Genomic DNA, 24,312 nt, shown 5'->3' with positions numbered 1-24,312 from the left:
CTGGGGGAAAACAACAACCCAATTTCTAATCGTTTTAGCTTGCTATATAGACATGCCTGAATGACAAAAAAGGGCCTAAGCACTAGCGTTTTAACAGTATGTGGAAAACTTCTAAAGAATAGGTTTGTCCTGAGATACCAGAGCGGATATATTCGGAACCGTCGACCTGCTCAAGTGGCAAGGTTTCGGCCCGATTATCTGCCTGAACTGCTTGGCCGGCCTGTACCGGCTACACCTATACTTCACCCCCTCCATCAACTGCTACGCCTATGTTGGTAATCAAACGCGACGGCCGCCGCGAGTCCGTTAAATTCGATAAAGTAACGGCCCGCATCGAGAAGCTCTGCTACGGGCTGAACCAGAACTTCATCTCCCCGATTGAGGTGGCGAAGAAGGTTATCGACGGCATCTACGACGGCGTAACCACCGTTGAGCTGGACAACCTGGCGGCTGAAACCGCGGCCTCGCTCACCACCAAGCACCCCGACTACGCGATTCTGGCGGCGCGCATTGCCGTGAGCAACCTGCACAAGGTGACCAGCAAGTCGTTCAGCAGCACCATGAAGCGGCTGCACACCTACGAGGACCCCAAGACCGGCGAAAATGCCTCGCTGATTGCCCAGGATGTGTGGGAAATCGTGCACGCCAACGCCGCTACCCTCGACTCGGCCATTATCTATGACCGCGACTATAACTACGACTACTTTGGCTTCAAGACGCTGGAGCGCTCGTACCTGTTGCGCCTCGATGGCAAGGTAGTAGAGCGGCCCCAGCACATGATTATGCGCGTGGCCGTGGGCATTCACAAGGAAGACATTGCCGCTGCCATTGAGACCTATAACCTCATGAGCGAGCGGTGGTTCACGCATGCTACGCCCACGCTGTTCAACGCCGGTACGCCCAAGCCCCAGCTCAGCTCGTGCTTCTTGCTCACGATGAAGGACGACTCCATTGAGGGCATCTACGACACGCTGAAGAACTGCGCCCTGATTTCGCAGAGCGCCGGTGGTATTGGCCTGGCCGTGCACAACGTGCGCGCCACGGGCTCTTACATCAAAGGCACCAACGGCACCTCCAATGGCCTCACGCCCATGCTGAAGGTGTTCAACGACACGGCCCGTTACGTAGACCAGGGCGGCGGTAAGCGTAAGGGCGCTTTCGCGGTGTACCTGGAGCCCTGGCACGCCGACATCTTCGACTTCCTGGACCTGAAGAAGAACCACGGTAAGGAAGAAATGCGCGCCCGCGACTTGTTCTACGCCCTCTGGACGCCCGACTTGTTCATGAAGCGCGTGGAAGCCAACGGCGACTGGACGCTGATGTGCCCCAACGAGTGCCCTGGCCTAGACGAGTGCTACGGCGAGGAGTTCGAGAAGCTCTACCAGAAGTATGAGCGCGAAGGCCGCGGCCGCAAAACCATTAAGGCCCAGGACCTGTGGTTTGCCATTCTGGAAAGCCAGACCGAGACCGGCACGCCCTACATGCTGTTCAAGGACGCCGCCAACAACAAGAGCAACCAGAAGAACCTCGGTACCATTAAGAGCTCCAACCTCTGCACCGAGATTATGGAGTACACCGACAAGGATGAGGTAGCCGTGTGCAACTTGGCCTCGTTGGCCCTGCCCCGCTACGTGCGCCCCGACGAAGCCGGCAACCTGATCTTCGACCACCAGAAGCTTTACGAGGTAACCTACCACGCCACGATGAACCTCAACAAGGTCATCGACATCAACTACTACCCCGTGGTAGAGGCGGAGCGTAGCAACCGCCGCCACCGCCCCATCGGGCTGGGCGTGCAGGGCCTCGCCGATACGTTCATTGCCCTGCGCATGCCCTTCGAGAGCGACGAAGCAGCCGGCCTGAACAAGGACATCTTCGAGACCATCTACTTCGCGGCCATGACGGCCTCCAAGGACCTCGCCATCAAGGACGGTCACTACGAGACCTTCCCCGGCTCGCCCCTGAGCAAGGGCCAGTTCCAGTTCGATATGTGGGGCGTAACGCCAAGCTCCGGCCGCTGGGATTGGGAAACGCTGCGCACCCAGGTAATGGCGCACGGCGTACGCAACTCCCTGCTGGTAGCCCCCATGCCTACGGCCTCTACGGCCCAGATCTTGGGGAATAACGAGTCGTTTGAGCCGTACACCTCCAACATCTATGTGCGCCGCGTGCTGAGCGGGGAGTTCATGGTGGTGAACAAGCACCTGCTCAAGGACCTGGTGAAGCTAGGCCTGTGGAACGACCAGATGAAGAACGCCATCATTGCCGCCAACGGCTCGGTGCAGGACATCCCGAACATTCCGCAGAACATCAAGGACCTGTACAAGACGGTGTGGGAGATTTCGCAGCGCCGCATCATTGATATGTCGGCCGACCGCGGCGCGTACATCTGCCAGAGCCAGAGCCTGAACCTGCACGTGCTGAACGTGAACTTCGGCAAGCTTACCAGCATGCACTTCCACAGCTGGAAGAAGGGCCTGAAAACCGGCATGTACTACCTGCGCACCAAAGCCGCCGTGGATGCCATCAAGTTCACGGTGCAGAAGCAAGCCGCCGAGACCCTGGAGCCGCTGAACGTATCGGCCCAGAATGCCTCCGACATGGCCTGCTCCCTGGATAACCCAGACGCCTGCGAGGCCTGCGGTTCGTAAGGAGAGAAAATGAAAAACCGGTAGCTAACAACTACCGGTTTTTCATTTTAGTAAATGCCGTACAGTTTTTACTTGCTTTACCCTTAGATGCTAGCTGAGATTAGCTTACATCTGATGTAATATGATTATTCTATCACAATCGACATTGGAGCAACTGGCAAAAGCTGGTTGGCAGCCAGATCGAGTCATTTCAACGCTCAGTTATCAGTTAGCACTAAGAATAGAAAGATACCCTTGGTTTTCTGCCATTGAGGATTTTTTGCAGGAGTTTGGTGGGTTGCGAATTACATTTAGTTATCAGGATGGAAATACGAGCATACTCCATTTTGATGCTAGTAAGGCAGCAGCAGACGTAGATACGGATTGGGCACTGAATAATTACAAGCAGCGCATTGGCTGTAGTGCCCTTTGCATTATTGGCCAGGCGTACTCAGACCATATGTCGCTATACATGGATGAGGAAGGTAAGGTATACGGGGGCTTCGATGATTTTCTATGTTTGATTGCTGAAAACGGTGAAGCGGCAATTGAAACTATATGTCAGAGGATGCCAATGCGAGAAATACCAGATCTGCTGGACTAGCTACTGACATGATTCAGTACCAAATCATAAAGCTGTGCCCCTTGTTGAAACCTTAGCTATACTAAACTCACGCTGATGGAGCATAGCATACCAGTAAAAGCCACCATTCCAGGCTTGGCACAGTTTTCTATATAGTGTTTTTATACTGCTCTATTCCTTATGAAATACAACGCTACTCTCTCGCTATTGCTGGGCCTGGCGCTGGCCTTTACCGCTGGCTGTGATAAAGATGATCGGGAAGAAACACCCGAGCCTATGCCGGAGCCTGCCGTTACCTATAGCCGCTCCATTGTGTATCAGGATAACGGGCAGCACCGGGATACCACCTTTCAGGCACCGCAACTAAAGGGGTCTGTCGCGCAGACGGCCCAGAGCCTATCAGTGGGCGTAGGGCCAACCACCGGCACCGAGGGCATGGGCTTCGCGCTAGACCGCGCGAAATTGCCCGCCACACTCACCGGCACCTACACCCTCAAAACCCTCCGCGACCGAACCCTGGATGCGGACGTAACCTACTACTACGACCTGCCCGAAAGCCGGGGCGGCGGTACCATCCTATACCCCAGCAGCATGCAGCACGTGTCGGGCAGCTTCACCATCAGTAGCTACGATGCCAAGCGGCAGCTCCTGAGCGGCACATATACTGCCACCTTAACTGAGTCTAACGACCCAACAGTGGCCTACAGCACTTTTCCCAAGCGCAAGTGTGACATTACCATTACGGGCACCTTCGCTAACGTGCCGCTAAAGCAGGTAGACTAGCGCGGACTCACGCAGTACCTCTTCTAGGCCAATAGTCCAGTGCACGAAAAGGCTTCCGCAGTTTGCGGGAGCCTTATTGGTTGTACTAGCCGCGGCTTAGGGACGCCCGTGGGAGCTGCCAGGTGTGCTGCCCACGAGAGGACCGGAGCATGGGCGCCGGAGGGTTTGGGCGGGTTACGGCGGCGGGCTGAGGCCAGAGCCCATCATCCTGTACCGTCGTGGTGAAGGCGGCTGCGTACCATCAAGGTGCCGGCGCGTGCTGGCCTTAGCCGCTACTCTGTATGCCTTCTTCTGCTCTCTACCGCCCGCAGCCCAAGGTGCTGCTTTTTGATGTAAACGAAACCCTGCTCGACATGAGCAAGCTTAAGCTGGCCGTGCCGAAGGCCTTCGGTAACAAGCACGCCTTCAAGCAGTGGTTTGGCCTGTTGCTCCAGTACTCGCTAGTAGATACCGTAACGGGTACCTACCACTCCTTCCCCGACATTGCCGAGGCTGCCCTGGACATGACCGCCGACATGCTGGAGGAAAAGCGCCTGTCGGTCAGCACCAAGAAGCAGCTGGTAAGTTTGCTTACCCAGCTGCCCGCCCACCCCGACGTACCCCGCGGCCTCGAGTTGCTGCTGGACGCCGGCTTCCGGCTGGTGGCTTTCACCAACTCCCCGCAGGAAAGCCTGGACGCGCAACTGCGCTACGCGAAGATTATCCACTACTTCGAGCAGGGGCTGAGCATAGAGGCCGTGCAGCTCTACAAGCCCCACTTCCACACCTACCAGGCCGCCGTGAAAGCCGTGGGCGTAGCCCCGACCGATGCCCTGCTGATAGCGGCTCACGGCTGGGACGTGGCCGGAGCCCAGGCTGCCGGGCTGCGCAGCGGCCTTATAGCCCGTCCTGGCCAAACGCTGTACCCCCTGGCCTCGCCGCCCACCTACCAGGGGAAGGACCTTCCCGCTCTGGCCCGCCAGATAATCGGGTAAGCGAAATTTGTGAGCAGGCCTAGCCAGGCTAATGGATGCTACCCTTTTTGGAGCCCGCCTAACCCGCCCCCTGAGTGGCCTAGTAAACTCATAGTGCAACAAAAAGGCTTCCGCGAACTGCGGAAGCCTTTTTGTGTTAAACAGCAGTTGTTTAGTGGCGGCCATGACCTCGTCCCCGGCCGTGCCCATGCCCATGTCCGGGAGGACCGTAGTAGGCGGGGCCGGCGGGCACCAGCATCACGGGGCGAGGCTGGTAGTAGTATTTCGGAGCCTTATACTTCTTCACTTTCACGGGCCGGGCCTCACGCACCACCACGTACTGAGGCGCCGGGCGGCCGATGTTGATGGTGACTTGCGCCTGAGCCGCCGTAGCGCTCAGTACCACGGCCGTGATGGTAAGGCCAGCAGCAGCGAGAAAAGATTTCAGCATTGGGAGAGAGTGTAACGGAAAGACGAGTAAAAAGCCTGTAAGTGAGCGAACCAAGTTCTGTGCAATAGTGGCGGCAAATACTGGGCCAGACTACTGGAAATATCCTAGTTGCGGTGCCCGAGGCCTAGGCTTACCCCGGAAGAATAAGTGCTGTATCTTGCTTACTACTGCTGCTCCCAATGACTTCTACCCCCACCCCCGCCCTGCCCTCGCCGGCCGTGCTGGCCATCTATAATGCGGTGCCCAGCGTATTCTGGTCGGTGCTGCACTTGGGGCCGCTTACTGTTTTCTGCTACCAGTATCTGGCGCGGCCGTGGCTGTACGGGATACTAGGCGTGAGCTTACTGGCCTACGCCCTGCCCCGAGCCTGGTTTCGGCACTGGCAACTGAGTAGCCGCCGCACCATTTACCGGCGGATGGGCGTACCCCTGATAGGGCAGTTTACCCAATACGGGAGCTTGGTGAACAAGCTAATCCGCCGACGCTACCCGCAGTACCGGCGCGCCCGCAACCGGCAGACGGTAGCCGGGCTAGTGAGCAGCAGCTACCACATGGAGCGGTTTCACGTAGCGGCCCTACTGTTCTTTTTGCTGTGCAGCCTGGCGGCAGGCGCCCAGGGCCGCTGGGGATGGGCCGTTGGGCTGGCCACGCTGAACATCAGCTACAACCTCTACCCCATCTGGCTGCAACAATACCTGCGTCTGCGCGCAGTTTCTGACTGAGCACAGCGTATTAGAAAGCGCTAGGCCACCCGGCGCCCACAAGACAGGAGCACTGGGTGGCCTAGGCTATAATGAACAGAGCAGGGCTAGTACTTGATTTTGCTGATGGTGCCAGAGCCGGTGCTGAGGACGTAGTAGAAGTTGGGGTTAATGCGCTCAATGTCGGTGAGTCGGTCTAGGCCACCCGCCACCGTAGCGCCCGACTCCGTGGCCACGCGGCCCGTAGAGGGTAGCCACCCCACAAACGTTGGGGGAGTAAATCGAAACTGGCCGTACTCGGTGACGAGCAGGCCGTTGTTGCGGGTAGGCGCCAGATTGGTGAGGGCTGTGAAGCCGGTGCGATAGTCGCTCACCACGCCGCTGGGGCTGATCTGCAAAATTTTAGCCGCCCCCGCAGTGAAGGGGAAGCCCGTGAGGGTAGTCACTAGGAACCGGCCGCCCTCGTAGATGATGCCCGTGGGCACCGGCTGCGTCATGGGGTTAATGTTGGGGATGCGGGCGAACACACTGGGCTGCCGAGTGCTTAGATTTACCCTGATAATGGCATTGGCTCCCGCATCGGCAATGTACAGTTGGCCGTCGGGTCCGAAAGTGAGGTCGTAGAGGTTAGAATCGAGAGGAGTAGACAAATTTTGAGAATACACGAAGGCCTTAAGCTCAATATAAGGCAGTGAGGAAGCACTAACGGGCCCATTTTTGGCCTTGTACTTTGCTACATCGGCGATGTAAAGCCGTCCGTTCAGTCCGTCGAGGATGTAGAGCTTGCCATCGTTGTAGAGCACGTGCCCTAGGCCACCCAGCTCGCCGTTGGGCAGCCGCGCCGACCCAAACCCGGTGAAGGCCGTTTGCACGTCACCGTTCTGCATTACCACTACCACTGAGCCATCGTTCTGCCCGGTGCCGCTCTGGCTCACCCAGATCACCCCCTTCTTATCGACGCTCATCCCAATGGGGCTGGCAAGGCCATCAACCACTACGGTTGCTTGGTCAGGCATGGCCTTGGCATCCGACTGGTTGGGCGCTACTTGCTCAAAGCTGTTTTTGTCAGCACAGCCCGCGGCCAGTAGCCCGGTAGTAAGCACAGCAAGGCAGAGACGTGAGTACTTCATGGCGTGATGAATTGGAAGTGAAAAAGAAGATATAACCGAACTAATACGGCCGACTTTCAACCAATTAGTACTATTAAATATAGGTTAAATACAGTAATAATCACGGGGTTTTAGCCTCTATATTTCGCTCCGGAAACCATTAGCTCAGCCGTATACAACCATTTGCGTATCCGCTACCTCTCTGTTAGGAGCCTCTAACTTATTGCCGAGTAACCACTCTATATAAGTACTGGCCTACAGCCAGGGCCACAGATGGCAGCCTACACAGATAGTTTTCTTTGCTATATCGTCACGTATCTCTCTATTCTCACATGCGTAAAGTTTTGCTCCCTTGCCTGGCTGGCTTCCTTGGTTTGGTAAGCTGCACGGCCACCCGCCCCCCAGCTAGCACCGGCACCAGCCCAGCTGGTTCTCGCACCGATATTATGCTGCTGGCCGTGCCTCACCTGTCGCAGCTATATAAGAAAGATAACCCGTCTACGGATGTGCTCTCGCCCCGCCGGCAGACGGAACTGGTTGCCTTCCGCGACCAGGTGCTGCGGTACCGGCCCGATGCGATTATGGTGGAAGAATTGCCCTCTGAGCAGCCCCGTCTCGACAGCCTCTACGCCCTGTACCGGCAAGACAAGCTCGATGTGAACACCATGCCCGGGGGCCGCTCCGAGATTTACCAGCTGGCATTCCCACTGGGCAAGCGCTTGGGCCTCAACCGTATCTACTGCGTCAACTCGGAAGGTGGCACCTCTCAGAGCATCCTGCACGAGGGCACCAACATCAAGCTATACCAAGACGCCACCACCGAGCACCGCGCTTACTACGCGCCCGTTGTGCAGAAGTGGGAAACCGGAGCCCTGTCCATGTCGGGGTTGCTGGCTTTCCTTAACGGCCAACCCATGCTGCAGCAGCTTCACACGCTGGTGTACCGCACCCCAGCCCGTGTAACTGATGGTACCCTCAAACCTGACCCGATGGTGGACTCGACCTTTATCAAGCCGCATTACGTGGGCGCGGAGTTCATTTCGGTGCTCTATAACCGCGACCTGAAGATCTATTCCAATATTGTAACTACCCAGCTGGCCACCCGTAGCTCCCGCGTGCTCACCATTATTGGGGGCAGGCACGTGGGGTCTTTGCAGGGCATATTCAGCACTGATCCTGCTTACCGGCTAATACCTTCTACGGACTACCTAAAGCAGAAATAATCCTGCTTATTTATCCCCTAGGCCACTATGCAAATCGCCGTTTTAACCAAGAAAGCCCAAGTGCTGTCCCGATAAACAGCACTTGGGCTTCTCCGATTATGAATAACCTATTTACTCAAACTGAAATTCCATCCTTACCTGGCTGAACAGCGAAGTAGAGTAGGTAAGCGTATTGCCGCGCTTAACTCCATCGGTTTTGAAAGACTGCCCAGAACCGCTAAACATGTTAGAGAATAAGCAGTACGTTCCATGCTGATTTTGAGCGAGCAGGCTAACCAAATAGGTGTTGGCCCAAGTGTTTCCTCGGCTCAGTTTAGGCAGCTCAAGCACCACCCGGCCAGGAACTTCCACTACCATAGGGGTAACAGTATTGCGGAATACATTGGGCGCGATGGCGCTTTTAAACACCACAGGCGCATTAGGCACTAGTCCGCCGGGCGGGAAGGTACTTGTAGCCTGTAGTTGCTGTATCTGCACAAATACATCGGCGTACTCCGTGGTAGGCCAAGTGGCATTAAAGTTCTGTAGGGGTACCAAGGACCAGTAAGCTTTATCGATAACGAGCCGCTTGAGCACCATATCCAGCACCTCTACTTTCTTGGAAACGGAGCTGCGCTGCCCATCGGCCCCTGTGGCGGTTAGTGTAACCGTGTAGGTCCCAGACTTGTCATAAGAAAGTACTGGGCGTTTGGCATTGGAAGTAATGCCATTACCAAAGTCCCAGGAGAGAGAGGTGGCATGTTGCACGGCACTGAACAGACTGCAGGTATCGTTGGTCGTCAGGTTTTGCTCAGCCGCCTTTGCACCTCGAAAAGTAAAATCTGAAACGGGGGCTGGGGCGGGTGTAATTTCCTGGCATGAGGCCAGCATCGTCAGACAGCCTAGGCTGAGTACAAGGTTTTTCATAGTGGATAGCGCGCAATACAAGAAATAGAATACCCCAGCGCGGCAGGGCACTGCCTCTGACGCTAGTTCTTGCTGCACAATATACAGGAGTTTCAAAGTGAAACTAGGAAGTACCACTTCCCACCACCAACTCTTGGCCTAGAATAGACTGGTCGCCTGAGTGGCCTAGCCTGCTCTATGGCCGTTTACGGCGTGGGGTGGCAGGAGTTGAGCGGCGCCGGTTGGTAAGCTGCTCAGCCTGCACCGAGTCGATGGGGCCGGCCGTTACTTTCCCGCTGGGCACTTCGGGCAAAGGCAGCGTGCCGCTGGGGCGTACGTCAGTAGCGGGCGCCACGGGCTCGGCATTCCGCTGACCCACACCGGCGGGCAGCGTTACCCCGGGCATGGGGCTGATGCGCTCAGTGGGGTTGCGGCGGGTAGGTGTAACAGGAGCCCGATTTTGGGCCTGCGCTGCGGTGGCTACTAGGCCAGTCAGCAGTACAGTAAACGAGAGGAAGCGACGCATAGGACAACAGGCAAGTCAGACCGTAGAAGTAGGTAGACCTGCCCAGCAGACCGCCCAGATGGGTCGGCCTGCTGGGCAAGCGGTACTCTTCTGCTGTACGGTGGCGTAGTGCGCAAGTTTGCCGGCTCAGCAATCTGCTCCCTACGTAGCTGTTTGTCCGGGGCTCAGCAGCCCTACATCATATCGTAGCAGGGGTAGCGGCGCTGCCGGTAGATTTTGCCATCCTGAAACTCAAAGATCAGGCACAGCTGCGCCGATAAGCGCTGCCCCCGAAGCAGGAGCCCAATATCATTGGTGGTGGTAGCCTGCCAACGGCCTTCCACGATAACGGTGCCATCGGGGCAGGTTTGGGTGTGTTGCACCTCAAAGCTTGGGTCGCGGAGCAGCTCCCGCCCGGCCCGCAGATTGGCAATAATGTCGGAAAAAGAACGGCGCTGAATGGTTTTGTGCAGCAGATTGGGGTACTCCAACTGCTCAACTTCGGGATGCAAGACAGCGGCATACGCGGCCTCGTCGATGCTGAATGCTTGTACTAAGTCGAAATAGGTTTGCAGAACGGATTGATGCTCGCTCATGGCGGAAGTGGGAATGGACGGATGGGAACACAAGGATAGAAGCTGGGCGCAAGTTACGTCTCCGCGCCCGGCACTTCTATCTAGTACGTACGATACGCCAATATAGGGCCCTTCTGGCTAAACTGCTGGGCTTATTACTTGCCTTTAAACCACTATTTGTATTGGTGCAACCTGGCTATTTTGGGCGGCGTATTATGGAGCGTTTTCGTTTGTATGTGCCACCTAAAACGTTTACAACCATGGCTATTCAGAAATATCAGGACTCCTTTTCCGACTTGGCCTCCTCTAGCTTCAGCACGATGCTCGACCGGTTCTTCAACGACTCTATGGCGGCGCGTGGACGCGTGAACAGCTTCTCGCCCCACGTGGATGCGTACGAAACCGAGAAAAGCTTTGAGATTGAAGCTGCCCTGCCCGGTATGAAGCGCGAGGACATCAAGGTGGACTTTCACCAGGGCCGCCTCACCATTGCCGGTGAGCGGCACTTCCGCAACGAACAGAACCAGCGGCGTTACCACCTAGTAGAAAGCTCCTACGGCTCGTTCCACCGTTCTTTCCAGCTCCCCGATACCGTAGATGCCAGCCGTATTGAGGCCGCCTTCGAGAACGGCATGCTGCATATCAGTGTGCCCAAAGACGAACAGAAAACCATGCGCCATCAGATTGAGGTGCGCGGCGGCCAGAGCAGCCAGCCCGGCGGCGCCAACGGCCAAAGCTCCAGCGGCCAGATGTCGGAGCGCGTGGGCCAGCAGGCCACCGATGTAACTGTTCAGACGGACGGTCAGAACGGCACCCAAAACAGCCAGAGTACAGGCGATGCCATTCAGGAAATGCAAAACCGGCCCCAGAGTTCCGGTGTGGGTTCCTAGGCCACTGCTAGCCTGCTACTAATCACTTGGTATGCCCAGAACAGAGCCCGCCCGTTATAGGGTGGGCTCTGTTGCTTTCACTCCTACCTCACGCTCCGTACTATAAGGCAGCTTTTACGCTTGCGAACAGCCACTTAGCAGCCGTGGTCGTACAAGCTAGGTAGCATCCTTTCTCTTCCACGTTACTTCCTAGTCTCATGGTTCGTATTCTTCTTTTCTTTCTGCTGCTGGCAGCAGGCATGGGCCGGCCGGCGGCGGCCGTTGCCCAAGAGCTGCCTCCTCGCCCTGCGCCCTTTCGGTTTGTGAATGACCAGGCGCAACTGATGAGCCCGGCCGATGCAAAAACCCTGGAAAATGGCTTGCGCCGCTACGCCGACAAAACCGGCAACCAGCTGGTAGTGGTGACCGTGCCCACCCTGGGCGGGCGCGACGTAGCCGACTACGGCCGGGCACTAGGCCTGGCCTGGGGCGTAGGTCAGCGCGACAAAAACAACGGCGTAGTAGTGTTGCTGGGGGCCCAAGAGCATAAGGTTACCATTCAGGCGGGCTCGGGGCTGCGTACTCAAATTACGCCCGAGCTTACGGCCCGGGTAATTAACCAGCAGATGACGCCCAGCTTCAAGCAAGGAAACTACTTCGCGGGGTTGCGCTCGGGCCTGAATGCGCTGATGCTCGCCGCCGACCCCAACGCCAACCAGCCCGCTGCTGCCACCCCGGCTCCCGCCACCGACAACACTGCCGGAGTAGCGGCTTCGGGTGCAGGCCTGTCGGATGAGCTGCCGGCCCGTGCCTCCGCGCCCGACCCCGTATCGGCGCCGATTCCGGCGTCTGACCCGGGCTCACCTGGCCTAGGCATGGGTACGCTGCTACTAGGTGCCCTAGTAATTGGGGGTGGCTTGTGGCTTATCATCCGGATGTTCCGGCGGAAATCGGCACCAGCTACTAACCCGTATGCTACTCCTACTAACGGCGGGGGTGCCCCCGACTTCTTACCCAACCAGCCAAATGGCCCCGCGGGCAACTACGGCCGCGGCATGGGTGGCCAGCAACCTCAGGGTGGCCCCGATTTCCTACCTAACCGCGGTAACTCGGGTGGCGGTGGTGGCCTAGGCAGTGGCATGGGCGGTATATTGGCAACGGGTGCCGCCGCTGCGGCCGGCGCTTACCTGGGCAACCGCATGGCGCACGGCCACGACACCCCCAATGCAGCCGGCTACGACGTCGACCGCACCCCTCCCCCATTGGATACCAATACCGGAGCGGCCGCAGGGGCCGGCGCTTACACGGGCGGCGGGTTCCCGGCCCTGGGCGGCACCAGCGGCACCGATGACACTGCCCCCGACTACTTCTCCGAAACCACCTCCGACGACTCGCAAGACTACTTCTCCTCGGACTACGACGACACCTCGTCGGATGACACCGGTGGGGGTGGGTTCGATGATGACAACAACAACAGCGGCGAATGGTAAGCTGCTAGGCCAGTCAGCATAGTGAGCAATCAGGTCACACGTCGGCCTTACTCACCTGAAGGGCAACTAAAAGCCGGGCTTCCCTCCTATCTAGGTCAGGGAAGCCCGGCTTTCTTTTGTTACTGGCCTAGGCCACATCAAGCAGCTGGGCTCAGATCAGAATGGTTTTTAGAGTACTCTGCTACAGATAAACCGGCTGCTTCAGCAACCAAAGCTTCGCCTCTTCGTCGGTTTCGAAGGAGCGGTACGTGAGAGGTAAGCCCTGCACGTGGGTGGTAATATAGGCCGTAGCCAGGCGCGTCAGGACACTTTCCGATACTACCACCGCCCCGAAGCGGTAGCCAGCCGTGCGCACGGCTCCGGGTAGCCACTGCTCGGCCACCCACCGCTGCTCTTCTTGGCTGAAGGGCTGCATTACGCGCTGATTTATCAGCATCCGGCTCCATTTCCGCTGCTGCATGCACAGCGCCATGTGAGTAAACAAAGCCTTCAGATCGGCAAAGGTGCGGGCGTTTGGCCCCCAGTGAGCGTGTAGGAAACCCGCGGGATCTTCCAGTAACCGGCCGGCGGTGTTTTCAAAGTAAACTCTCATCGAGTGTAAAGGTAGGTATCTGCGGGGTTGAAGGCTCCGCTTTTGTGCGCACCGGCAGGCGGGACACCGTTTCTGTTTTCTGGCATGCAATCTATCGTCTTCACACACCTGTTTTCTCTACGTGGGCCAAGCGGTAAAAGCTACCTGCAGCACGCTCATCTTTATCCTAACTACTGGGGGCTTTCCATGGTTTCGTAGGGCGTGGGCACGTCCACGTTGCTGGACTTAGGGAAGGCTAAGAAGTGCGTGACGCGCGGTGGTTCGGGGCCGGTGTGCAACTGCCGGACGCGCGCCTCCACGGCGAGGTCTTCCTTCGTGAAGCGGTGATGCTGCCGCTCATGCTCGCCCCAGGTAGCTACGTAAAAAAACTCCGTAATGCGGTTAGGCTGAGCTATGTCCGTGAATACGCCGGCTCGCAGGGAACCGTCGCGCAGGCGCAGGCGGGTCAGCTGCTCGGCCGCCTGCCGGAATGCCGCTTGGTTTTCGGGCTCTACCTGGTACTCCACCATCACTACCACCGGGCCATCGTCGGGGTCTATGTCGCCGGCCATAGTCGGCGTAGGCCAGTGCTCGGCGGGCTCCAGGTTCAGGCCCTCACCTGAGCGCATGGGAAACGGAAGCGCCAGCAGCATACTCAGCAGCATCCAGCCTGCTGCCCCTAGCAGAGCCAGCTCCAGGGTAGTGCGGTCGGCCAGCTCGCCCCACACCACGCTCCCCAGCGACAGGCCCGCCTGAAACACCAGCATGTACATGCTTACCACCCGGGCCTGCACCCACTTAGGCACGTTGAGCTGCACGGTGGTGCTGAAGCTGGTCATGGTCATCAGCCAGGCAATGCCCGATATAAACATCACCGGATAGAGCCACTGAATGGCCGGCGCCAGGGCCAGGGCCACGTTGGTACCCACAAACACTAGGGTACCCAGCAGCACCCGCTGGTTGTAGTTGATGCGGTTGCCGACGCGCCCCATCAAGAAAGCACCTGCAATGGCGCCCGCCCCCAGCCACGAGAGCATCACGCCGTAGGAGCCTGAGCTTAGGTGCAGACGGCGCGCAACTACCACCGAGAGCAACCCCCACATGGCGCTGGCCCCAAAAGAAAAGGCAAACGTGCGGAACAGCACCGCATAAATAGCCGGCGAATACTGCACGTAGCGCATTCCAGCCCGCAGGGCTCCCATAAAGTTCTCGGCGGGCCCGCTGGCAACCTCTGCCTGCCGTTTCCAGGTGTAGATTACCGCGAAGGTGCCCAGAAACGACACCGCATTCAGCAGAAATACCCATCCCGGCGAGTAATAAGCAATGATGACGCCCCCAATAGCCGGCCCAATGGCCCGGGCAATGTTGTTGCTGACGCCATTGAGCGTGATGGCGAAGCCCAGCACTTTGCGGGGCACCAGCTCTACCGTTACGGTTTGCCACACCGGCGCATTAATAGCTGCCCCAATACCCAGCACAAACGTGAGAGCCAGCACCCCAAATGCCGAAACCTCGCCCAGCAGCGTGAGCACTCCCAGCAGCAGCGCCACTACCGCCATAAAGCCCTGCGTAAACAGCAGCAGCCGGCGCCGATCAATAAGGTCGGCGATGGCGCCGGCGGGCATGCTCAGCAGAAAGGCCGGTAAGCTGGTGGCCGTTTGCATCAAGGACACCAGCAGGGCCGAGGTAGTAAGCGTAGTGACGAGCCATACGCCAGCCACGTTTTGCATCCAGGTGCCAATGTTTGACACGACCGAGGCAATCCAGATAGCCCGGAATACGGCAAATGTGAAGGGCGTCCAGAGGGTGGCCGGGGCCTCATCAGGGGCAGCGGAGGAAGTGGAACGGGAGGGGAGAGCCATACAAGCGCGGGAGACCAGAAATCAGCGGACTCGGCAACGCGGTGCACACCACCCAGCCCACAGGCTGCGTACGGCGCCCAAGCCAGAATAGGTACGCCCGCGGTTCTCATTTCAGCGCTGCCCTGCCTTCACTTCTAAAACAAAGCCGCCACCATCCAGTAGTGGAAGGTGGCGGCTACCGTATCCGAAGTGAAACGGGTTACTTACTTGTTCTTACTGGTTTGCCAGCCTTTACGCTGGGGATGCCGCGAGCGGCGCGCTTTTTCTTAGCCTTCCGATACAACTTCCAACGCCGAAATACGCCCAACTTACGGGGCTTGTGTCGGCTGTTGCCGCGGTACTTCTTGTAATTGGGGCGGTGCCCAATCCGGCTGCTACTGCTAGCGGCGGTTTCAGTGGTAGCTGCCTCCCGCGGGGCTGCCACTGCAGCTACTGGCTCCAACAGGAGCATCAGCGCACACAGAAAGAGGAGTAGTATTTTGGACATACAAAAGATTAATAAAATGATGACCTATTGCTACTACACCTCCGTGGTATTATCCATCTTAGATATACGCAGCTTACATCACGAAAATAGGCGTATTTTCTACATAATGTTATAATATAGCAAAATAAATATTTATCTAACCTATCAGATATATAATTGCACTTATGCAAGCTAAACCGTGTAGCTACCCCAATTGATCGGGCGGCAGAAGTGCTTACTCTCAGCCTGAATTGCGTGAGGCGAACTTCCCGCAAAACCACGTGGGCAGCAGAAAAAAGCAACAATCGGCGCCCTTAGGAGTTCCTAGGCCACCCCCGCTTCCCTTCTACTTACAACTTAGCTTCTGCATGTTACAACGTTTCGATAGCGTCATCTTCGACTTGGATGGCACCCTCTGGAATTCCTCCGAAGCCATTACCAAAGCCTTTCAAGCGGCCAAAAACAGCGTCGATTATATTGAGCACGACATCACTCTAGCTCAGGTACAATCCGTGACGGGTATGCCCTACGGGGCAGTGTATGAGCGCCTGTTTCCCACGTTGCCCGCCGAACGTCGGGAGGAATTCCAGGCCTTATGCGCTGAGCAGGAGCTGACCGCCGCCCGCGAGCATGGGGGCGTGCTCTACCCCGAGCTAGAAGAAACCTTGCGCTACCTGCAGGAGCGCCAGTACCGCCTGTTCATCGTCAGCAACTGCCAGCGTGGCTACGTGGAGGCCTTCTTCGAGAACAGCCAGCTAGGCCACTATTTTGAGGGGCACCAGTGCTTCGGTACTCGCGGGCTGCCCAAGTCGGAGAACATCAGCGAGGTGGTAAGCCAATACGGCCTGCAAGCACCGGTATACGTGGGCGACACCCGCGGCGACTTTGAGGCCAGTCAACAGAGCGGCACCCCCTTCATTTTCGCCACCTATGGTTTTGGTGAGGTCAGCCCGGAAGAGGCTCCGCTGCGCATCAACCAGCTCGCCGACCTCCGGAACTTGCTCTAGTGGCCTAGGCCAGTTCAGGCGCGCGATACTTTTCCCTTCAGGTCCCAGTGGCTGGAGAGCACGCGCGAGCTGCCCGGCTCCCGCTTGATGGTGCGCACGTACCGCTCACCGGTAATGGCACCATCGGGCCGGCGCTTCCCCAGGAACAAGGTCACGGGCTCACCCAGCTCGTTTGTAATGAAAGTCAGGGCGAGGCCCCTGAATGCATCGTCCAGGGTGGCCGAGGGTTCATATACTTTGCTGAGCTTTTCAATGAGTTTGGGGTGGAGGGGCATGGCGCGGTAAGGTTGGTCGGGATGTAGTGTACGCCGTATAACGGGGGCAGAGTTAACGCTCTGGTTACGCAGTATCCGCTACCGTCGAGCTTACTGAACGGGCGTTTCTGGTAACTCATCCATGCAAAAACTTATGGCAAAACAGATGAAAGCCGCGCTCTACCGCGAGTTTGGCGGCCCCGACAACGTGCGGGTAGAAACACTGGACGTCCCGGCAGTGCAGGAAGGAGAAGTGCTAATCCGGGTGAAAGCGGCCGGCGTAAACCCCGTGGATGCTTTCATTCGGGGTGGCCACATGCAGCAGTTTCTTCCCTACACCTTCCCCGTTATACCCGGCTGGGATGTGGCGGGCGTGGTAGAAGAGTGCGGCCACAGCGCCCGGCGTTTTTCGCCCGGCGATGAGGTGTACGCCTATGCCCGCCGCCCAACCGTGCACCTGGGCACGTTTGCCGAGTACATTGTGCTGCCCGAAAGCTACGTAGCCGCCCGCCCCAAGGGCCTGAGTTGGGAAGAGGCTGCGGGTATTCCGCTGGCGGGCCTCACGGCCTACCAGTCGATGTTTGATGCCGGGCAGCTGCAGGCCGGGCACTCGGTGCTGATATTGGGGGCTTCTGGTGGAGTAGGCAGCCAGGCTATTCAGCTGGCCAAGGCGCACGGCGCTACGGTGGTGGCTGTAGCCAGCGCCCGCAACCAGGAATATATGCGGGCGCTAGGCGCCGACTACACCATTGACTACGCCCAGGGCCCGGTAGCCGATGCGGTGAAAGCCATTTTCCCGGAGGGCGTAGATCTACTCTTCGACTGCATCAGCGGCGAGACGCTGGCCCAAAGCGCGGCGGCCATTAAGCCCACCGGCACGCTGGTATCCATCCTTAGCCACGGCGAAGGACTTGACCTAGGCCCCGAAGTACAATTCAAGTACCTGTTTGTGGAGCCCAACGCCCCGCAGCTCGACCACCTACGGGAGCTAGCCGACGCGGGTAAGCTGAAGATTCAGGTAAGCCAAACGTATCCGTTGGAGCAAGTTCCGGAGGCCTTCCGGCAGATTGAGACCCACCACACCACGGGCAAAATCGTGATAGTACCCTAGCTCACTTCTAGGCCACCTCCTGATTCTGTACCTCCCCAGGACCTACCTCTTGCGTAGACCTCAACGGCTTAGGCTACGTGGGGTGTAATCCCCACCGGCCGCATACCTTGTTGAATTGTACCTATGGATATGCATTACATCCGGCGCGGGAGCGGCAAACCCCTGCTCCTGCTACACGGAATTGGGGGTAGTTGGCGCTCCTGGCAAACTATTCTGCCGGCCCTGGCGGCGGAGCGCGACGTCATTGCCGTGGACTTGCCCGGCTTCGGGGCTACCCCGCCCCTGCCGGGTGAAGTTTCCATCCGGACGCTGGCCGATGCCGTGACGGAGTTTCTGCGCAACCATGACCTATTGGGCATCGATGCGGTAGGCAGCTCCATGGGGGCACGGCTGGTACTGGAACTAGCCCGGCGCGGGGGCGTAGTGGGCGCAGTCGTCTCCCTCGACCCCGGCGGCTTTTGGCGGGGCTGGGAAATTCCTACGTTCTACTACTCAGTAGCGGCTTCCATCCGGCTGGTGCGCGCCCTGCAGCCGGCCCTGCCTACCATTACCAGCACCACCTTGGGCCGGACGCTGCTGTTTGCCCAGTTCTCGGCTCGGCCCTGGCGGCTTGCCCCGCAGGTGGCCCTGGATGAGCTACAGACGTTTGTAGCCTCCCCTTCTTTTGATGAGCTGCTGCATAACCTGGCCTACGGCGAGAAGCAGCTGGGTGCCCCAAAAGGCAGCATCCGGGAGCCGCTGGTTATTGGCTGGGGCCGCGAAGACCGGGTGTGCTTCCCGCGGCAGGCCTACCGCGCCCAGGAGCTTTTCCCCGATGCTCGGCTGTATTGGTTTGAGGAGTGCGGCCACTTTCCACAGTGGGACAAGCCCGAGGAAACCGTGCAGGTAATCTTACGGGTTACCAGTGGCCAGCAACTTCCCGCAGGTAGTTCTCCCGTAACCCAACGCCGCCCACTGCAGCCCCTCCGGGCTGCCGTATTAGTGGGCAGCATACTGGCCGTAGTGTCCGGCAGTGCCTGGCTAGTTACCCGCAAGCACAGGTAGTTCAGGTACTAGGTTACAGGCCTAAGTCACTCAGCAGGAGCAGGCCTAGCAGGCAGGTGCTGAGCCGGCCCCCTACCTTACTCTGCGCGTCGGCCTGCTCCCGCCCAGAAAAGGTGTAACTTACAGGATGACAGAAGAATATTTGCGCCAGCTTGGCTTCGAAACGTACACCGATCCTAACGCCTTCGGTAAAGCAGTGGCCTACAACGTAGCCTGGCGCTACCGCCACACCCACGCCGCCCAGGATGGTACCGTGCTGTACGCCGAGCACCCGCTTAGCATTCCGCGCTGCCGCCTTAGCACCCTCCCCGCCCCTTTAGACCAGCGCGACGTGCTAGCTGATGTAGCGCTGGACGACGATGCTGGCCTAACGGCCGCCGTTAACAGCTTCTTCACGGCACACCAAGGCATAGGTGCGGTTCTCAAGGCCAACACCTCATCGGCCTTCCGCCCTTTCCGCCGAAAAGAATAGCATCCTTTGGCACTAATACCACAAAAAGCGCGAGGATACTCCTCGCGCTTTTCTGCTTTTATAGAATAGATGATATAGAATAGGTCAATAATAGTTGGCAGAGTCTATCTGGTGGTGATGAGGATGGCGCCTTTCTTACCCTTCTCGCCATACTTAGCGGTTGCCTTCTCGGCATCTAGCACATACACACTCTTAATAGTGCTTCCTTTCAGTGTGGTAGTTTGGCCGTCTGCTTCCTGATCATTTATAAAGACCAGTCGGTCTTTGAAATCCGACAATGAAATGTCTTTGTCGCCCTCAGTGCTTTCCTTGATGCGCATCGTAATAGCCTGGTTTTCGGAAGACGCGGCTTTGTACACGATGTTGTACTTCGTGTTGAACGCTTTCAGCACCTCTGAATCTTGCCCAGCTTTGGTAATAATCAGCATCACGCCTTTCTCGCCAATTGCGCCGAAGTCTTGCTTAAAAGCCTCTTCATTGAAACCAGGCATGAACTTGTGGCCTTTTAGCACATTCACGCTTGCTATAGTACTTGGTTCTAACTGACGCATGGCCTGCTCAGAGCTCGGCACCCCATCCACGAAATACAGGGCATTTTGAGCCATAGTAGCTGCCTCCTTCTGGACGGTGGTAGTCGGTTCCGGGAGATAGGCTTTTTTCTCGCAGCTCCAGAGGGTGAGGCCAGCGGCCAGCGGTAACAGGAGCAGATAGCGGGCGGCCTGCGTGCGGGCCGTACGGGGCTTATTCATCATGGCAATACGGGTTTTAAGGAGATGGAAATTGAAATGGCTGACAATAGAGTTGGCCTGCCCCTGCACGCTCTGGCGCAGCAGCTGGTACTGATAAGTTTTGTTGTCGAGGAGGCCCGATTGCAGCACCCGGTAATCGGTATTGAACTCCAGGTTTTCGTGCAGAGCCTGGCGCAGGAGCCACACGCCGGGGTTGAACCAGTAGAAGAGCAGACTAAGCTGGGCCAGCAGCACATCCACGGTGTGCCACTCCCGCACGTGCACTTGCTCGTGGCACAAAATGGCGGGCAGTTCCTCGGGGGTGTGCTGGGCCGGATTGAGGTACACGGTCTGCCAGAAGGCGAAGGGCGCCACTGCCTCTGGCACCGCCCGAAACGGTTGGCCATCATACTCGGCGGGGCGAGAAATGCGGTGCAACCGGTAGAGTGAGAGTAGCTGCAACACCAGCCGAACCGCTAGGCCACTCACCCCCACCCAGTAGGCCACTACCAGCCAGTTAATAGTAGTTGGCACGGCGGCCGGCAATGCTTGCCAATTGGGAGCCAGCATTAGCAACTGCGCGGGCAAGGGGTTCTGAGGAGCAAACCAGTGGCTCAAGTCGATGAGCGGGTAGGCGGGCGCAAATACCAGGGCGAAGAGCAGAAACGCCCGGTTCAGGCCGAAGAAGGTGAGGCGGCGCAGGCCCAGGTAATACACGGCGCAAAACAGCAACAGAGCCCCGTTTACCTTCAGCAAGTACGGCAGCAGGTCGGCGGTGCTCATTCCTCCTGCCCTTTCTCAATCATGCGCACAATCTCCTTCAGCTCCTCGGCGCTGATTTTCTGCTCCTTCGCAAAAAAGGAAACCAGCTCTTTGTAGGAGTTGCGGAAGTAGTCGCCCACGAAGGTGCTCATGAAGCGCTTGCGGTACTCTTCGGCGGCAATAAGCGGGGTGAAGCGGAAGGTGTTGCCCAGCTTCTCGCCGCGCAGGTAGCCCTTGCGCTCCAGGTTCCGGACCGTGGAGGCCAGCGTGGTATAGGGTGGCCTAGGCTCGGGCAGGAGTTCCAGCACCTCCTTGATAAAGCCCCCTTCCAGCTGCCAGAAGGCGCGCATGGCTTCCTCTTCAGGTTGAGTAAGTCGTTCCATATCAGTAACTACGATTGTTTCGTAATACTACGAAATTATCGTAATTAAAGGTATAGAAGTGGCACCTTTATTTTTATCAAAAGCAAAAGGTGGCCTACGACATGCGTAGGCCACCTTCACAGGAGGTAAAGCCGCAGTACAACCAGCGCAGCTTAGGCCGGCAGGTGCAAGTGTTTGGTAAGCCACTGCACGGCGTCGCCTTCGTTGGTAAATTGATTGATGGAGCAATAGTCGCCGTGGGTGTAGGGCAGGGCGGGTAGTGTCATATCATCGGTAGTGTCATCCAGCTGAGCCGGCGACACGAGGTAGGCCAGGTACACGTGCTGCCCTAGTCGGTTCCGCAACGTGGGGTAAAAGTCGCGCACCAGCCAGTGCACGTCGCTGTTTTCCAGATGTTCGCGGCGGCGCGAGTCTATTAGCCACAGGCACGTGGTGCAGCCCGCCGCAAATTCCAACAGTCGATGGTACCCCGTGCGCAGCTCCGGCGACGAGGTAGTCCGCAGCCACCGGGCCGTCAGAATACTCAGGTCGGAGCGGTGCAGCAGATGCAGGAAGTCATTCAACGTATTCTCTGACATAGAACGAAGATAAGTCAGGAGTTCTTAGCCGCACGGCCGGCGGGGGCTAAACGCAACCTAGGCCTGTTACGCCCACTTAAACGGGAGCGTTACAGGCCTAGTATTTCTGCTGATAAGCTTACTGGGTGCTTCTAGTGGCTACAGTTGAGCTTACCACACGCGGGCGCGCACGTTCTGAGCTCGCACCATTTTGGCATCTTCCTTACACCCAAACGCCTCGTAAAACTCCGGCATGTTCATGAGCGGACCGTTGGTCCGGAACTGAGCCGGCGAGTGCGGATCGGTCATGACCTGCTGGCGCAGATATTCGGGACGGGCATTGGTGCGCCAGATCTGGGCCCAGGCCAGGAAGAACCGCTGCTCGGGCGTGTAGCCGTCGTACTTGGGGCGCGGGCCGTTGCCGTACTTCTGCTGGAGCTGCTTCTGCAGGGCGCTGTAGGCCACACTCAGGCCACCGAAGTCGGCCAGGTTCTCGCCCATGGTTAGTTTGCCATTCACGTACACGGAGTCAACCGGCGAGAAGGCCGAGTACTGCTTGCCTACCATATCGGCACGCTGGGTAAACTTCTCGGCGTCCTCCTTAGTCCACCAGTCGCGTAGGTTACCCTCGGCATCTGACTGCCGGCCCTGGTCGTCAAACCCGTGCGTGATTTCGTGACCAATTACCGCGCCCATACCGCCGTAGTTCACCGCATCATCCGCGTTCGGGTCGAAGAAGGGCGGCTGCATGATGCCAGCCGGGAAGGTGATGTCGTTCATCGAGGAGTTGTACGATGCATTCACCGTGGGCGGGGTGAAGCGCCACTCGTTGCGGTCAATGGGCTTCCCAAACTTGCTCACGTTATCGTTGTAAGCCCACTGACGAGCGGCCAGCACGTTCTTTAAGTACGACTCGCGCGAGATGGTCAGGGCCGAGTAGTCTTTCCACTTATCGGGGTAACCGATTTTTACCTTGAAGGCGGCCAGCTTCTTCAGGGCTTCCTGCTTGGTGGCGTCACTCATCCAGTCGAGCTGCTGAATGTGCTCGGCCATGCTGGCTTTGATGTTGTTGACCATTTCCATGGCCTTTTGCTTGGTCTCGGGCGTGAAGGTTTTGTCCACGTATAGCTGCCCGAAGGCCTGCCCCATGGCGGCATCCGTAGCGCCCAACATGCGCTTCCAGCGAGGCTGCTGCTGCTTGGCTCCCGTGAGCACCTGCGTAAACCGGAAAGCCTCGTCGGAATAGGCCTTGGGCAGGGCCGAGCTGACAGAGCTAACCAGCTGCCAGTCGAGGTAGGTCTTGATATTAGCCAGGGGTTCCTGCTTCATCAAAGTATTCACCTCCTTGAAGAAAGCCGGCTGGCCTACGATTACCTCCTTGGCAGCACCCAGCTTGTTTTGAGCCAGCATGGTGGGCAAGCCGAGGTTGGGAAATTGCTTACTAGCCTCCGCTACCGTCATCTTATTGTAGTTGGCGTAGGGGTCGCGCAATTCCACCCGGCTCTTGCTGGCCTGGGCCAACCGGGTTTCAATGCTCAGCACCGCCGCAGCCTTTTTAGCTGCCGTGGCTTCTGAGTCGCCCATAAGCTTAAACGTATTCGTCATGTAGGCCACGTAGGCGTTGCGCACGGCCTTGGAGCGGGCATCGTCCTTGAGGTAGTAGTCGCGGTCGGGCATACCTAGGCCACCTTGGCTCAGGTTCACGGCGTACACGGTGCTCTGCTTACGGTCGGGACCTACCCCGGCCCGAAAGAACGCGCCCGTACCCAACGCCTGCTGACGAGCTACCACCGTTTGCAGTCCTTTCAGATCCTTTACGGCGGCAATGCGGGCCAGCTCCGGTTTCAGGGGCGTGATGCCGGCCTTCTCAATGGCCACGGAGTCCATGGCGGAGGCGTAGTAGTCGCCTACCTTTTGCATGTTGCTGCCCTTGGGGGCCGAGGTATTGGCCGCAGCTTCCTCCAGAATTTGGCGGCTCACGGCATTGTTACGGTCGGCGAGCTGCTGGAAGCTGCCCCAGCGCACCTCACTGGCCGGAATGGGCGTGTTCTTGAGCCAGGTACCGCTGGCGAAGTGGAAGAAGTCGTCACAGGGCGATACGGCCGGGTCGATGTTGGCAACGTCCAGGCCTACACCCTTCACCACCGGAGCTTCAGCGGCAGCGGGGGCCGCCACCGTAGCATCAGGTGCAGTAGTAGTAGTGGCCGCGGGCTTCGAGGAACTGCAACCCGCTATGGCTAGGCCCGCCACCGACAAGGCCGCTAGGGTGAGTTTGTTTCTGTTTTTCATACTGGAAAGGAATGAGAGAACGGAGTGGTTTGGAGGCCCAAATAAGACC

Annotated in this window: 25 protein-coding genes; 12 read left to right on the top strand and 13 right to left on the bottom strand. The window is 58.0% G+C overall.

Features of this window, described 5'->3' with window-relative positions; translation table 11 throughout:
- Nucleotides 1-269: 269 nt before the first annotated feature.
- From EU556_RS01205 to EU556_RS01190, 4 genes are all read left to right on the top strand, one after another.
- On the top strand, nucleotides 270-2,651 hold the full coding sequence (locus tag EU556_RS01205) for a ribonucleoside-diphosphate reductase subunit alpha (protein ID WP_135430203.1): 2,382 nt from the start codon (nucleotides 270-272) through the stop codon (nucleotides 2,649-2,651).
- Nucleotides 2,652-2,772: 121 nt separating this feature from the next.
- Complete coding sequence (locus EU556_RS01200) at nucleotides 2,773-3,234, top strand: SUKH-3 domain-containing protein (RefSeq protein WP_135430201.1); 462 nt, start codon at nucleotides 2,773-2,775, stop codon at nucleotides 3,232-3,234.
- Between the two features lie 159 nt (nucleotides 3,235-3,393).
- Nucleotides 3,394-3,996 carry a hypothetical protein gene (locus EU556_RS01195; RefSeq protein WP_135430200.1) on the top strand — a complete coding sequence of 201 codons (603 nt, stop codon included), beginning with the start codon at nucleotides 3,394-3,396 and terminating at the stop codon, nucleotides 3,994-3,996.
- Nucleotides 3,997-4,277: 281 nt separating this feature from the next.
- Nucleotides 4,278-4,970 (top strand): haloacid dehalogenase type II, encoded by a 693-nt coding sequence (locus EU556_RS01190; protein WP_135430198.1) that lies wholly within the window; start codon nucleotides 4,278-4,280, stop codon nucleotides 4,968-4,970.
- Between the two features lie 151 nt (nucleotides 4,971-5,121).
- Here EU556_RS01190 and EU556_RS01185 read toward each other — a convergent pair whose 3' ends face one another.
- Nucleotides 5,122-5,400, bottom strand: a complete 279-nt coding sequence (locus tag EU556_RS01185; RefSeq protein WP_135430196.1) for a hypothetical protein — start codon at nucleotides 5,398-5,400, stop codon at nucleotides 5,122-5,124.
- Nucleotides 5,401-5,579: 179 nt separating this feature from the next.
- On the opposite strand from EU556_RS01185, the gene EU556_RS01180 reads away from it, so the two are divergent.
- Nucleotides 5,580-6,122: a glycosyl-4,4'-diaponeurosporenoate acyltransferase CrtO family protein gene (locus tag EU556_RS01180; protein ID WP_135430194.1), complete on the top strand. Its 543-nt coding sequence runs from the start codon at nucleotides 5,580-5,582 to the stop codon at nucleotides 6,120-6,122.
- An 86-nt stretch (nucleotides 6,123-6,208) separates the two neighbouring features.
- Here the strand turns inward: EU556_RS01180 and EU556_RS01175 are convergent, their stop codons facing one another.
- Nucleotides 6,209-7,231, bottom strand: coding sequence for a ScyD/ScyE family protein (locus EU556_RS01175; RefSeq protein ID WP_135430192.1), 1,023 nt, complete (start codon nucleotides 7,229-7,231; stop codon nucleotides 6,209-6,211).
- Nucleotides 7,232-7,542: 311 nt separating this feature from the next.
- Between EU556_RS01175 and EU556_RS01170 the strand changes: the two genes are divergently transcribed.
- Nucleotides 7,543-8,433, top strand: coding sequence for a DUF5694 domain-containing protein (locus EU556_RS01170; RefSeq protein ID WP_135430190.1), 891 nt, complete (start codon nucleotides 7,543-7,545; stop codon nucleotides 8,431-8,433).
- 111 nt (nucleotides 8,434-8,544) lie between these two features.
- Here EU556_RS01170 and EU556_RS26610 read toward each other — a convergent pair whose 3' ends face one another.
- The 3 genes from EU556_RS26610 to EU556_RS01155 all read right to left on the bottom strand — a co-directional run bounded on the left by EU556_RS26610 (nucleotide 8,545) and on the right by EU556_RS01155 (nucleotide 10,419).
- Complete coding sequence (locus EU556_RS26610) at nucleotides 8,545-9,339, bottom strand: PKD domain-containing protein (protein ID WP_135430188.1); 795 nt, start codon at nucleotides 9,337-9,339, stop codon at nucleotides 8,545-8,547.
- Between the two features lie 175 nt (nucleotides 9,340-9,514).
- A complete protein-coding gene (locus EU556_RS01160) occupies nucleotides 9,515-9,844 on the bottom strand; it encodes a hypothetical protein (protein WP_135430186.1) in 330 nt (109 codons plus the stop codon).
- A gap of 173 nt (nucleotides 9,845-10,017) precedes the next feature.
- The gene (locus tag EU556_RS01155) at nucleotides 10,018-10,419 is read right to left on the bottom strand and encodes a nuclear transport factor 2 family protein (RefSeq protein WP_135430184.1); all 402 of its coding nucleotides are present in this window, start codon (nucleotides 10,417-10,419) and stop codon (nucleotides 10,018-10,020) included.
- Between the two features lie 239 nt (nucleotides 10,420-10,658).
- Between EU556_RS01155 and EU556_RS01150 the strand changes: the two genes are divergently transcribed.
- Complete coding sequence (locus tag EU556_RS01150; protein WP_135430182.1) at nucleotides 10,659-11,288, top strand: Hsp20/alpha crystallin family protein; 630 nt, start codon at nucleotides 10,659-10,661, stop codon at nucleotides 11,286-11,288.
- Between the two features lie 197 nt (nucleotides 11,289-11,485).
- A complete protein-coding gene (locus EU556_RS01145; RefSeq protein ID WP_135430180.1) occupies nucleotides 11,486-12,757 on the top strand; it encodes a TPM domain-containing protein in 1,272 nt (423 codons plus the stop codon).
- 181 nt (nucleotides 12,758-12,938) lie between these two features.
- Here the strand turns inward: EU556_RS01145 and EU556_RS01140 are convergent, their stop codons facing one another.
- From EU556_RS01140 to EU556_RS01130, 3 genes are all read right to left on the bottom strand, one after another.
- Entirely contained in the window at nucleotides 12,939-13,349 is a 411-nt protein-coding gene (locus EU556_RS01140) for a hypothetical protein (protein ID WP_135430178.1), read from the bottom strand.
- A 170-nt stretch (nucleotides 13,350-13,519) separates the two neighbouring features.
- Nucleotides 13,520-15,190: an MFS transporter gene (locus tag EU556_RS01135; RefSeq protein ID WP_135430176.1), complete on the bottom strand. Its 1,671-nt coding sequence runs from the start codon at nucleotides 15,188-15,190 to the stop codon at nucleotides 13,520-13,522.
- Between the two features lie 199 nt (nucleotides 15,191-15,389).
- Complete coding sequence (locus tag EU556_RS01130) at nucleotides 15,390-15,677, bottom strand: hypothetical protein (RefSeq protein WP_135430174.1); 288 nt, start codon at nucleotides 15,675-15,677, stop codon at nucleotides 15,390-15,392.
- Nucleotides 15,678-16,024: 347 nt separating this feature from the next.
- Here EU556_RS01130 and EU556_RS01125 point away from each other — a divergent pair, with 347 nt between their 5' ends.
- Nucleotides 16,025-16,663, top strand: a complete 639-nt coding sequence (locus EU556_RS01125; RefSeq protein WP_135430172.1) for an HAD family hydrolase — start codon at nucleotides 16,025-16,027, stop codon at nucleotides 16,661-16,663.
- Nucleotides 16,664-16,677: 14 nt separating this feature from the next.
- Here the strand turns inward: EU556_RS01125 and EU556_RS01120 are convergent, their stop codons facing one another.
- Nucleotides 16,678-16,938 (bottom strand): hypothetical protein, encoded by a 261-nt coding sequence (locus EU556_RS01120; protein WP_135430170.1) that lies wholly within the window; start codon nucleotides 16,936-16,938, stop codon nucleotides 16,678-16,680.
- Nucleotides 16,939-17,083: 145 nt separating this feature from the next.
- On the opposite strand from EU556_RS01120, the gene EU556_RS01115 reads away from it, so the two are divergent.
- The 3 genes from EU556_RS01115 to EU556_RS01105 all read left to right on the top strand — a co-directional run bounded on the left by EU556_RS01115 (nucleotide 17,084) and on the right by EU556_RS01105 (nucleotide 19,544).
- On the top strand, nucleotides 17,084-18,028 hold the full coding sequence (locus EU556_RS01115; protein ID WP_245327354.1) for an NADP-dependent oxidoreductase: 945 nt from the start codon (nucleotides 17,084-17,086) through the stop codon (nucleotides 18,026-18,028).
- Nucleotides 18,029-18,157: 129 nt separating this feature from the next.
- Nucleotides 18,158-19,072, top strand: a complete 915-nt coding sequence (locus EU556_RS01110; protein ID WP_245327352.1) for an alpha/beta fold hydrolase — start codon at nucleotides 18,158-18,160, stop codon at nucleotides 19,070-19,072.
- A gap of 127 nt (nucleotides 19,073-19,199) precedes the next feature.
- A complete protein-coding gene (locus tag EU556_RS01105) occupies nucleotides 19,200-19,544 on the top strand; it encodes a hypothetical protein (RefSeq protein WP_135430164.1) in 345 nt (114 codons plus the stop codon).
- A gap of 104 nt (nucleotides 19,545-19,648) precedes the next feature.
- Here the strand turns inward: EU556_RS01105 and EU556_RS01100 are convergent, their stop codons facing one another.
- The 4 genes from EU556_RS01100 to EU556_RS01085 form a co-directional block, all read right to left on the bottom strand.
- Entirely contained in the window at nucleotides 19,649-21,055 is a 1,407-nt protein-coding gene (locus EU556_RS01100; RefSeq protein WP_135430162.1) for a M56 family metallopeptidase, read from the bottom strand.
- Entirely contained in the window at nucleotides 21,052-21,417 is a 366-nt protein-coding gene (locus tag EU556_RS01095) for a BlaI/MecI/CopY family transcriptional regulator (protein WP_135430160.1), read from the bottom strand. The genes EU556_RS01100 and EU556_RS01095 overlap by 4 nt, the downstream gene beginning before the upstream one ends.
- 152 nt (nucleotides 21,418-21,569) lie before the next feature.
- Nucleotides 21,570-21,995, bottom strand: a complete 426-nt coding sequence (locus EU556_RS01090) for a hypothetical protein (protein WP_135430158.1) — start codon at nucleotides 21,993-21,995, stop codon at nucleotides 21,570-21,572.
- Nucleotides 21,996-22,145: 150 nt separating this feature from the next.
- The gene (locus EU556_RS01085) at nucleotides 22,146-24,263 is read right to left on the bottom strand and encodes a M13 family metallopeptidase (protein WP_135430156.1); all 2,118 of its coding nucleotides are present in this window, start codon (nucleotides 24,261-24,263) and stop codon (nucleotides 22,146-22,148) included.
- Nucleotides 24,264-24,312 lie beyond the last annotated feature (49 nt).

The sequence above is a fragment of the Hymenobacter fodinae genome, assembly GCF_004745825.1.
Classification (GTDB): Bacteria; Bacteroidota; Bacteroidia; order Cytophagales; family Hymenobacteraceae; genus Hymenobacter; species Hymenobacter fodinae.
The sequence above is the reverse complement of the archived record's forward strand: the minus strand, read 5'-3'. Positions and strand labels throughout refer to the sequence as shown.

What these genes read in the sequence shown, in the direction of transcription:
- EU556_RS01205 (WP_135430203.1), top strand. Translation starts at nt 270, where the DNA reads ATGTTGGTAATCAAACGCGACGGCCGCCGCGAGTCCGTTAAATTCGAT.
- EU556_RS01200 (WP_135430201.1), top strand. Translation starts at nt 2,773, where the DNA reads ATGATTATTCTATCACAATCGACATTGGAGCAACTGGCAAAAGCTGGT.
- EU556_RS01195 (WP_135430200.1), top strand. Translation starts at nt 3,394, where the DNA reads ATGAAATACAACGCTACTCTCTCGCTATTGCTGGGCCTGGCGCTGGCC.
- EU556_RS01190 (WP_135430198.1), top strand. Translation starts at nt 4,278, where the DNA reads ATGCCTTCTTCTGCTCTCTACCGCCCGCAGCCCAAGGTGCTGCTTTTT.
- EU556_RS01185 (WP_135430196.1), bottom strand. Translation starts at nt 5,400, where the DNA reads ATGCTGAAATCTTTTCTCGCTGCTGCTGGCCTTACCATCACGGCCGTG.
- EU556_RS01180 (WP_135430194.1), top strand. Translation starts at nt 5,580, where the DNA reads ATGACTTCTACCCCCACCCCCGCCCTGCCCTCGCCGGCCGTGCTGGCC.
- EU556_RS01175 (WP_135430192.1), bottom strand. Translation starts at nt 7,231, where the DNA reads ATGAAGTACTCACGTCTCTGCCTTGCTGTGCTTACTACCGGGCTACTG.
- EU556_RS01170 (WP_135430190.1), top strand. Translation starts at nt 7,543, where the DNA reads ATGCGTAAAGTTTTGCTCCCTTGCCTGGCTGGCTTCCTTGGTTTGGTA.
- EU556_RS26610 (WP_135430188.1), bottom strand. Translation starts at nt 9,339, where the DNA reads ATGAAAAACCTTGTACTCAGCCTAGGCTGTCTGACGATGCTGGCCTCA.
- EU556_RS01160 (WP_135430186.1), bottom strand. Translation starts at nt 9,844, where the DNA reads ATGCGTCGCTTCCTCTCGTTTACTGTACTGCTGACTGGCCTAGTAGCC.
- EU556_RS01155 (WP_135430184.1), bottom strand. Translation starts at nt 10,419, where the DNA reads ATGAGCGAGCATCAATCCGTTCTGCAAACCTATTTCGACTTAGTACAA.
- EU556_RS01150 (WP_135430182.1), top strand. Translation starts at nt 10,659, where the DNA reads ATGGCTATTCAGAAATATCAGGACTCCTTTTCCGACTTGGCCTCCTCT.
- EU556_RS01145 (WP_135430180.1), top strand. Translation starts at nt 11,486, where the DNA reads ATGGTTCGTATTCTTCTTTTCTTTCTGCTGCTGGCAGCAGGCATGGGC.
- EU556_RS01140 (WP_135430178.1), bottom strand. Translation starts at nt 13,349, where the DNA reads ATGAGAGTTTACTTTGAAAACACCGCCGGCCGGTTACTGGAAGATCCC.
- EU556_RS01135 (WP_135430176.1), bottom strand. Translation starts at nt 15,190, where the DNA reads ATGGCTCTCCCCTCCCGTTCCACTTCCTCCGCTGCCCCTGATGAGGCC.
- EU556_RS01130 (WP_135430174.1), bottom strand. Translation starts at nt 15,677, where the DNA reads ATGTCCAAAATACTACTCCTCTTTCTGTGTGCGCTGATGCTCCTGTTG.
- EU556_RS01125 (WP_135430172.1), top strand. Translation starts at nt 16,025, where the DNA reads ATGTTACAACGTTTCGATAGCGTCATCTTCGACTTGGATGGCACCCTC.
- EU556_RS01120 (WP_135430170.1), bottom strand. Translation starts at nt 16,938, where the DNA reads ATGCCCCTCCACCCCAAACTCATTGAAAAGCTCAGCAAAGTATATGAA.
- EU556_RS01115 (WP_245327354.1), top strand. Translation starts at nt 17,084, where the DNA reads ATGAAAGCCGCGCTCTACCGCGAGTTTGGCGGCCCCGACAACGTGCGG.
- EU556_RS01110 (WP_245327352.1), top strand. Translation starts at nt 18,158, where the DNA reads ATGCATTACATCCGGCGCGGGAGCGGCAAACCCCTGCTCCTGCTACAC.
- EU556_RS01105 (WP_135430164.1), top strand. Translation starts at nt 19,200, where the DNA reads ATGACAGAAGAATATTTGCGCCAGCTTGGCTTCGAAACGTACACCGAT.
- EU556_RS01100 (WP_135430162.1), bottom strand. Translation starts at nt 21,055, where the DNA reads ATGAGCACCGCCGACCTGCTGCCGTACTTGCTGAAGGTAAACGGGGCT.
- EU556_RS01095 (WP_135430160.1), bottom strand. Translation starts at nt 21,417, where the DNA reads ATGGAACGACTTACTCAACCTGAAGAGGAAGCCATGCGCGCCTTCTGG.
- EU556_RS01090 (WP_135430158.1), bottom strand. Translation starts at nt 21,995, where the DNA reads ATGTCAGAGAATACGTTGAATGACTTCCTGCATCTGCTGCACCGCTCC.
- EU556_RS01085 (WP_135430156.1), bottom strand. Translation starts at nt 24,263, where the DNA reads ATGAAAAACAGAAACAAACTCACCCTAGCGGCCTTGTCGGTGGCGGGC.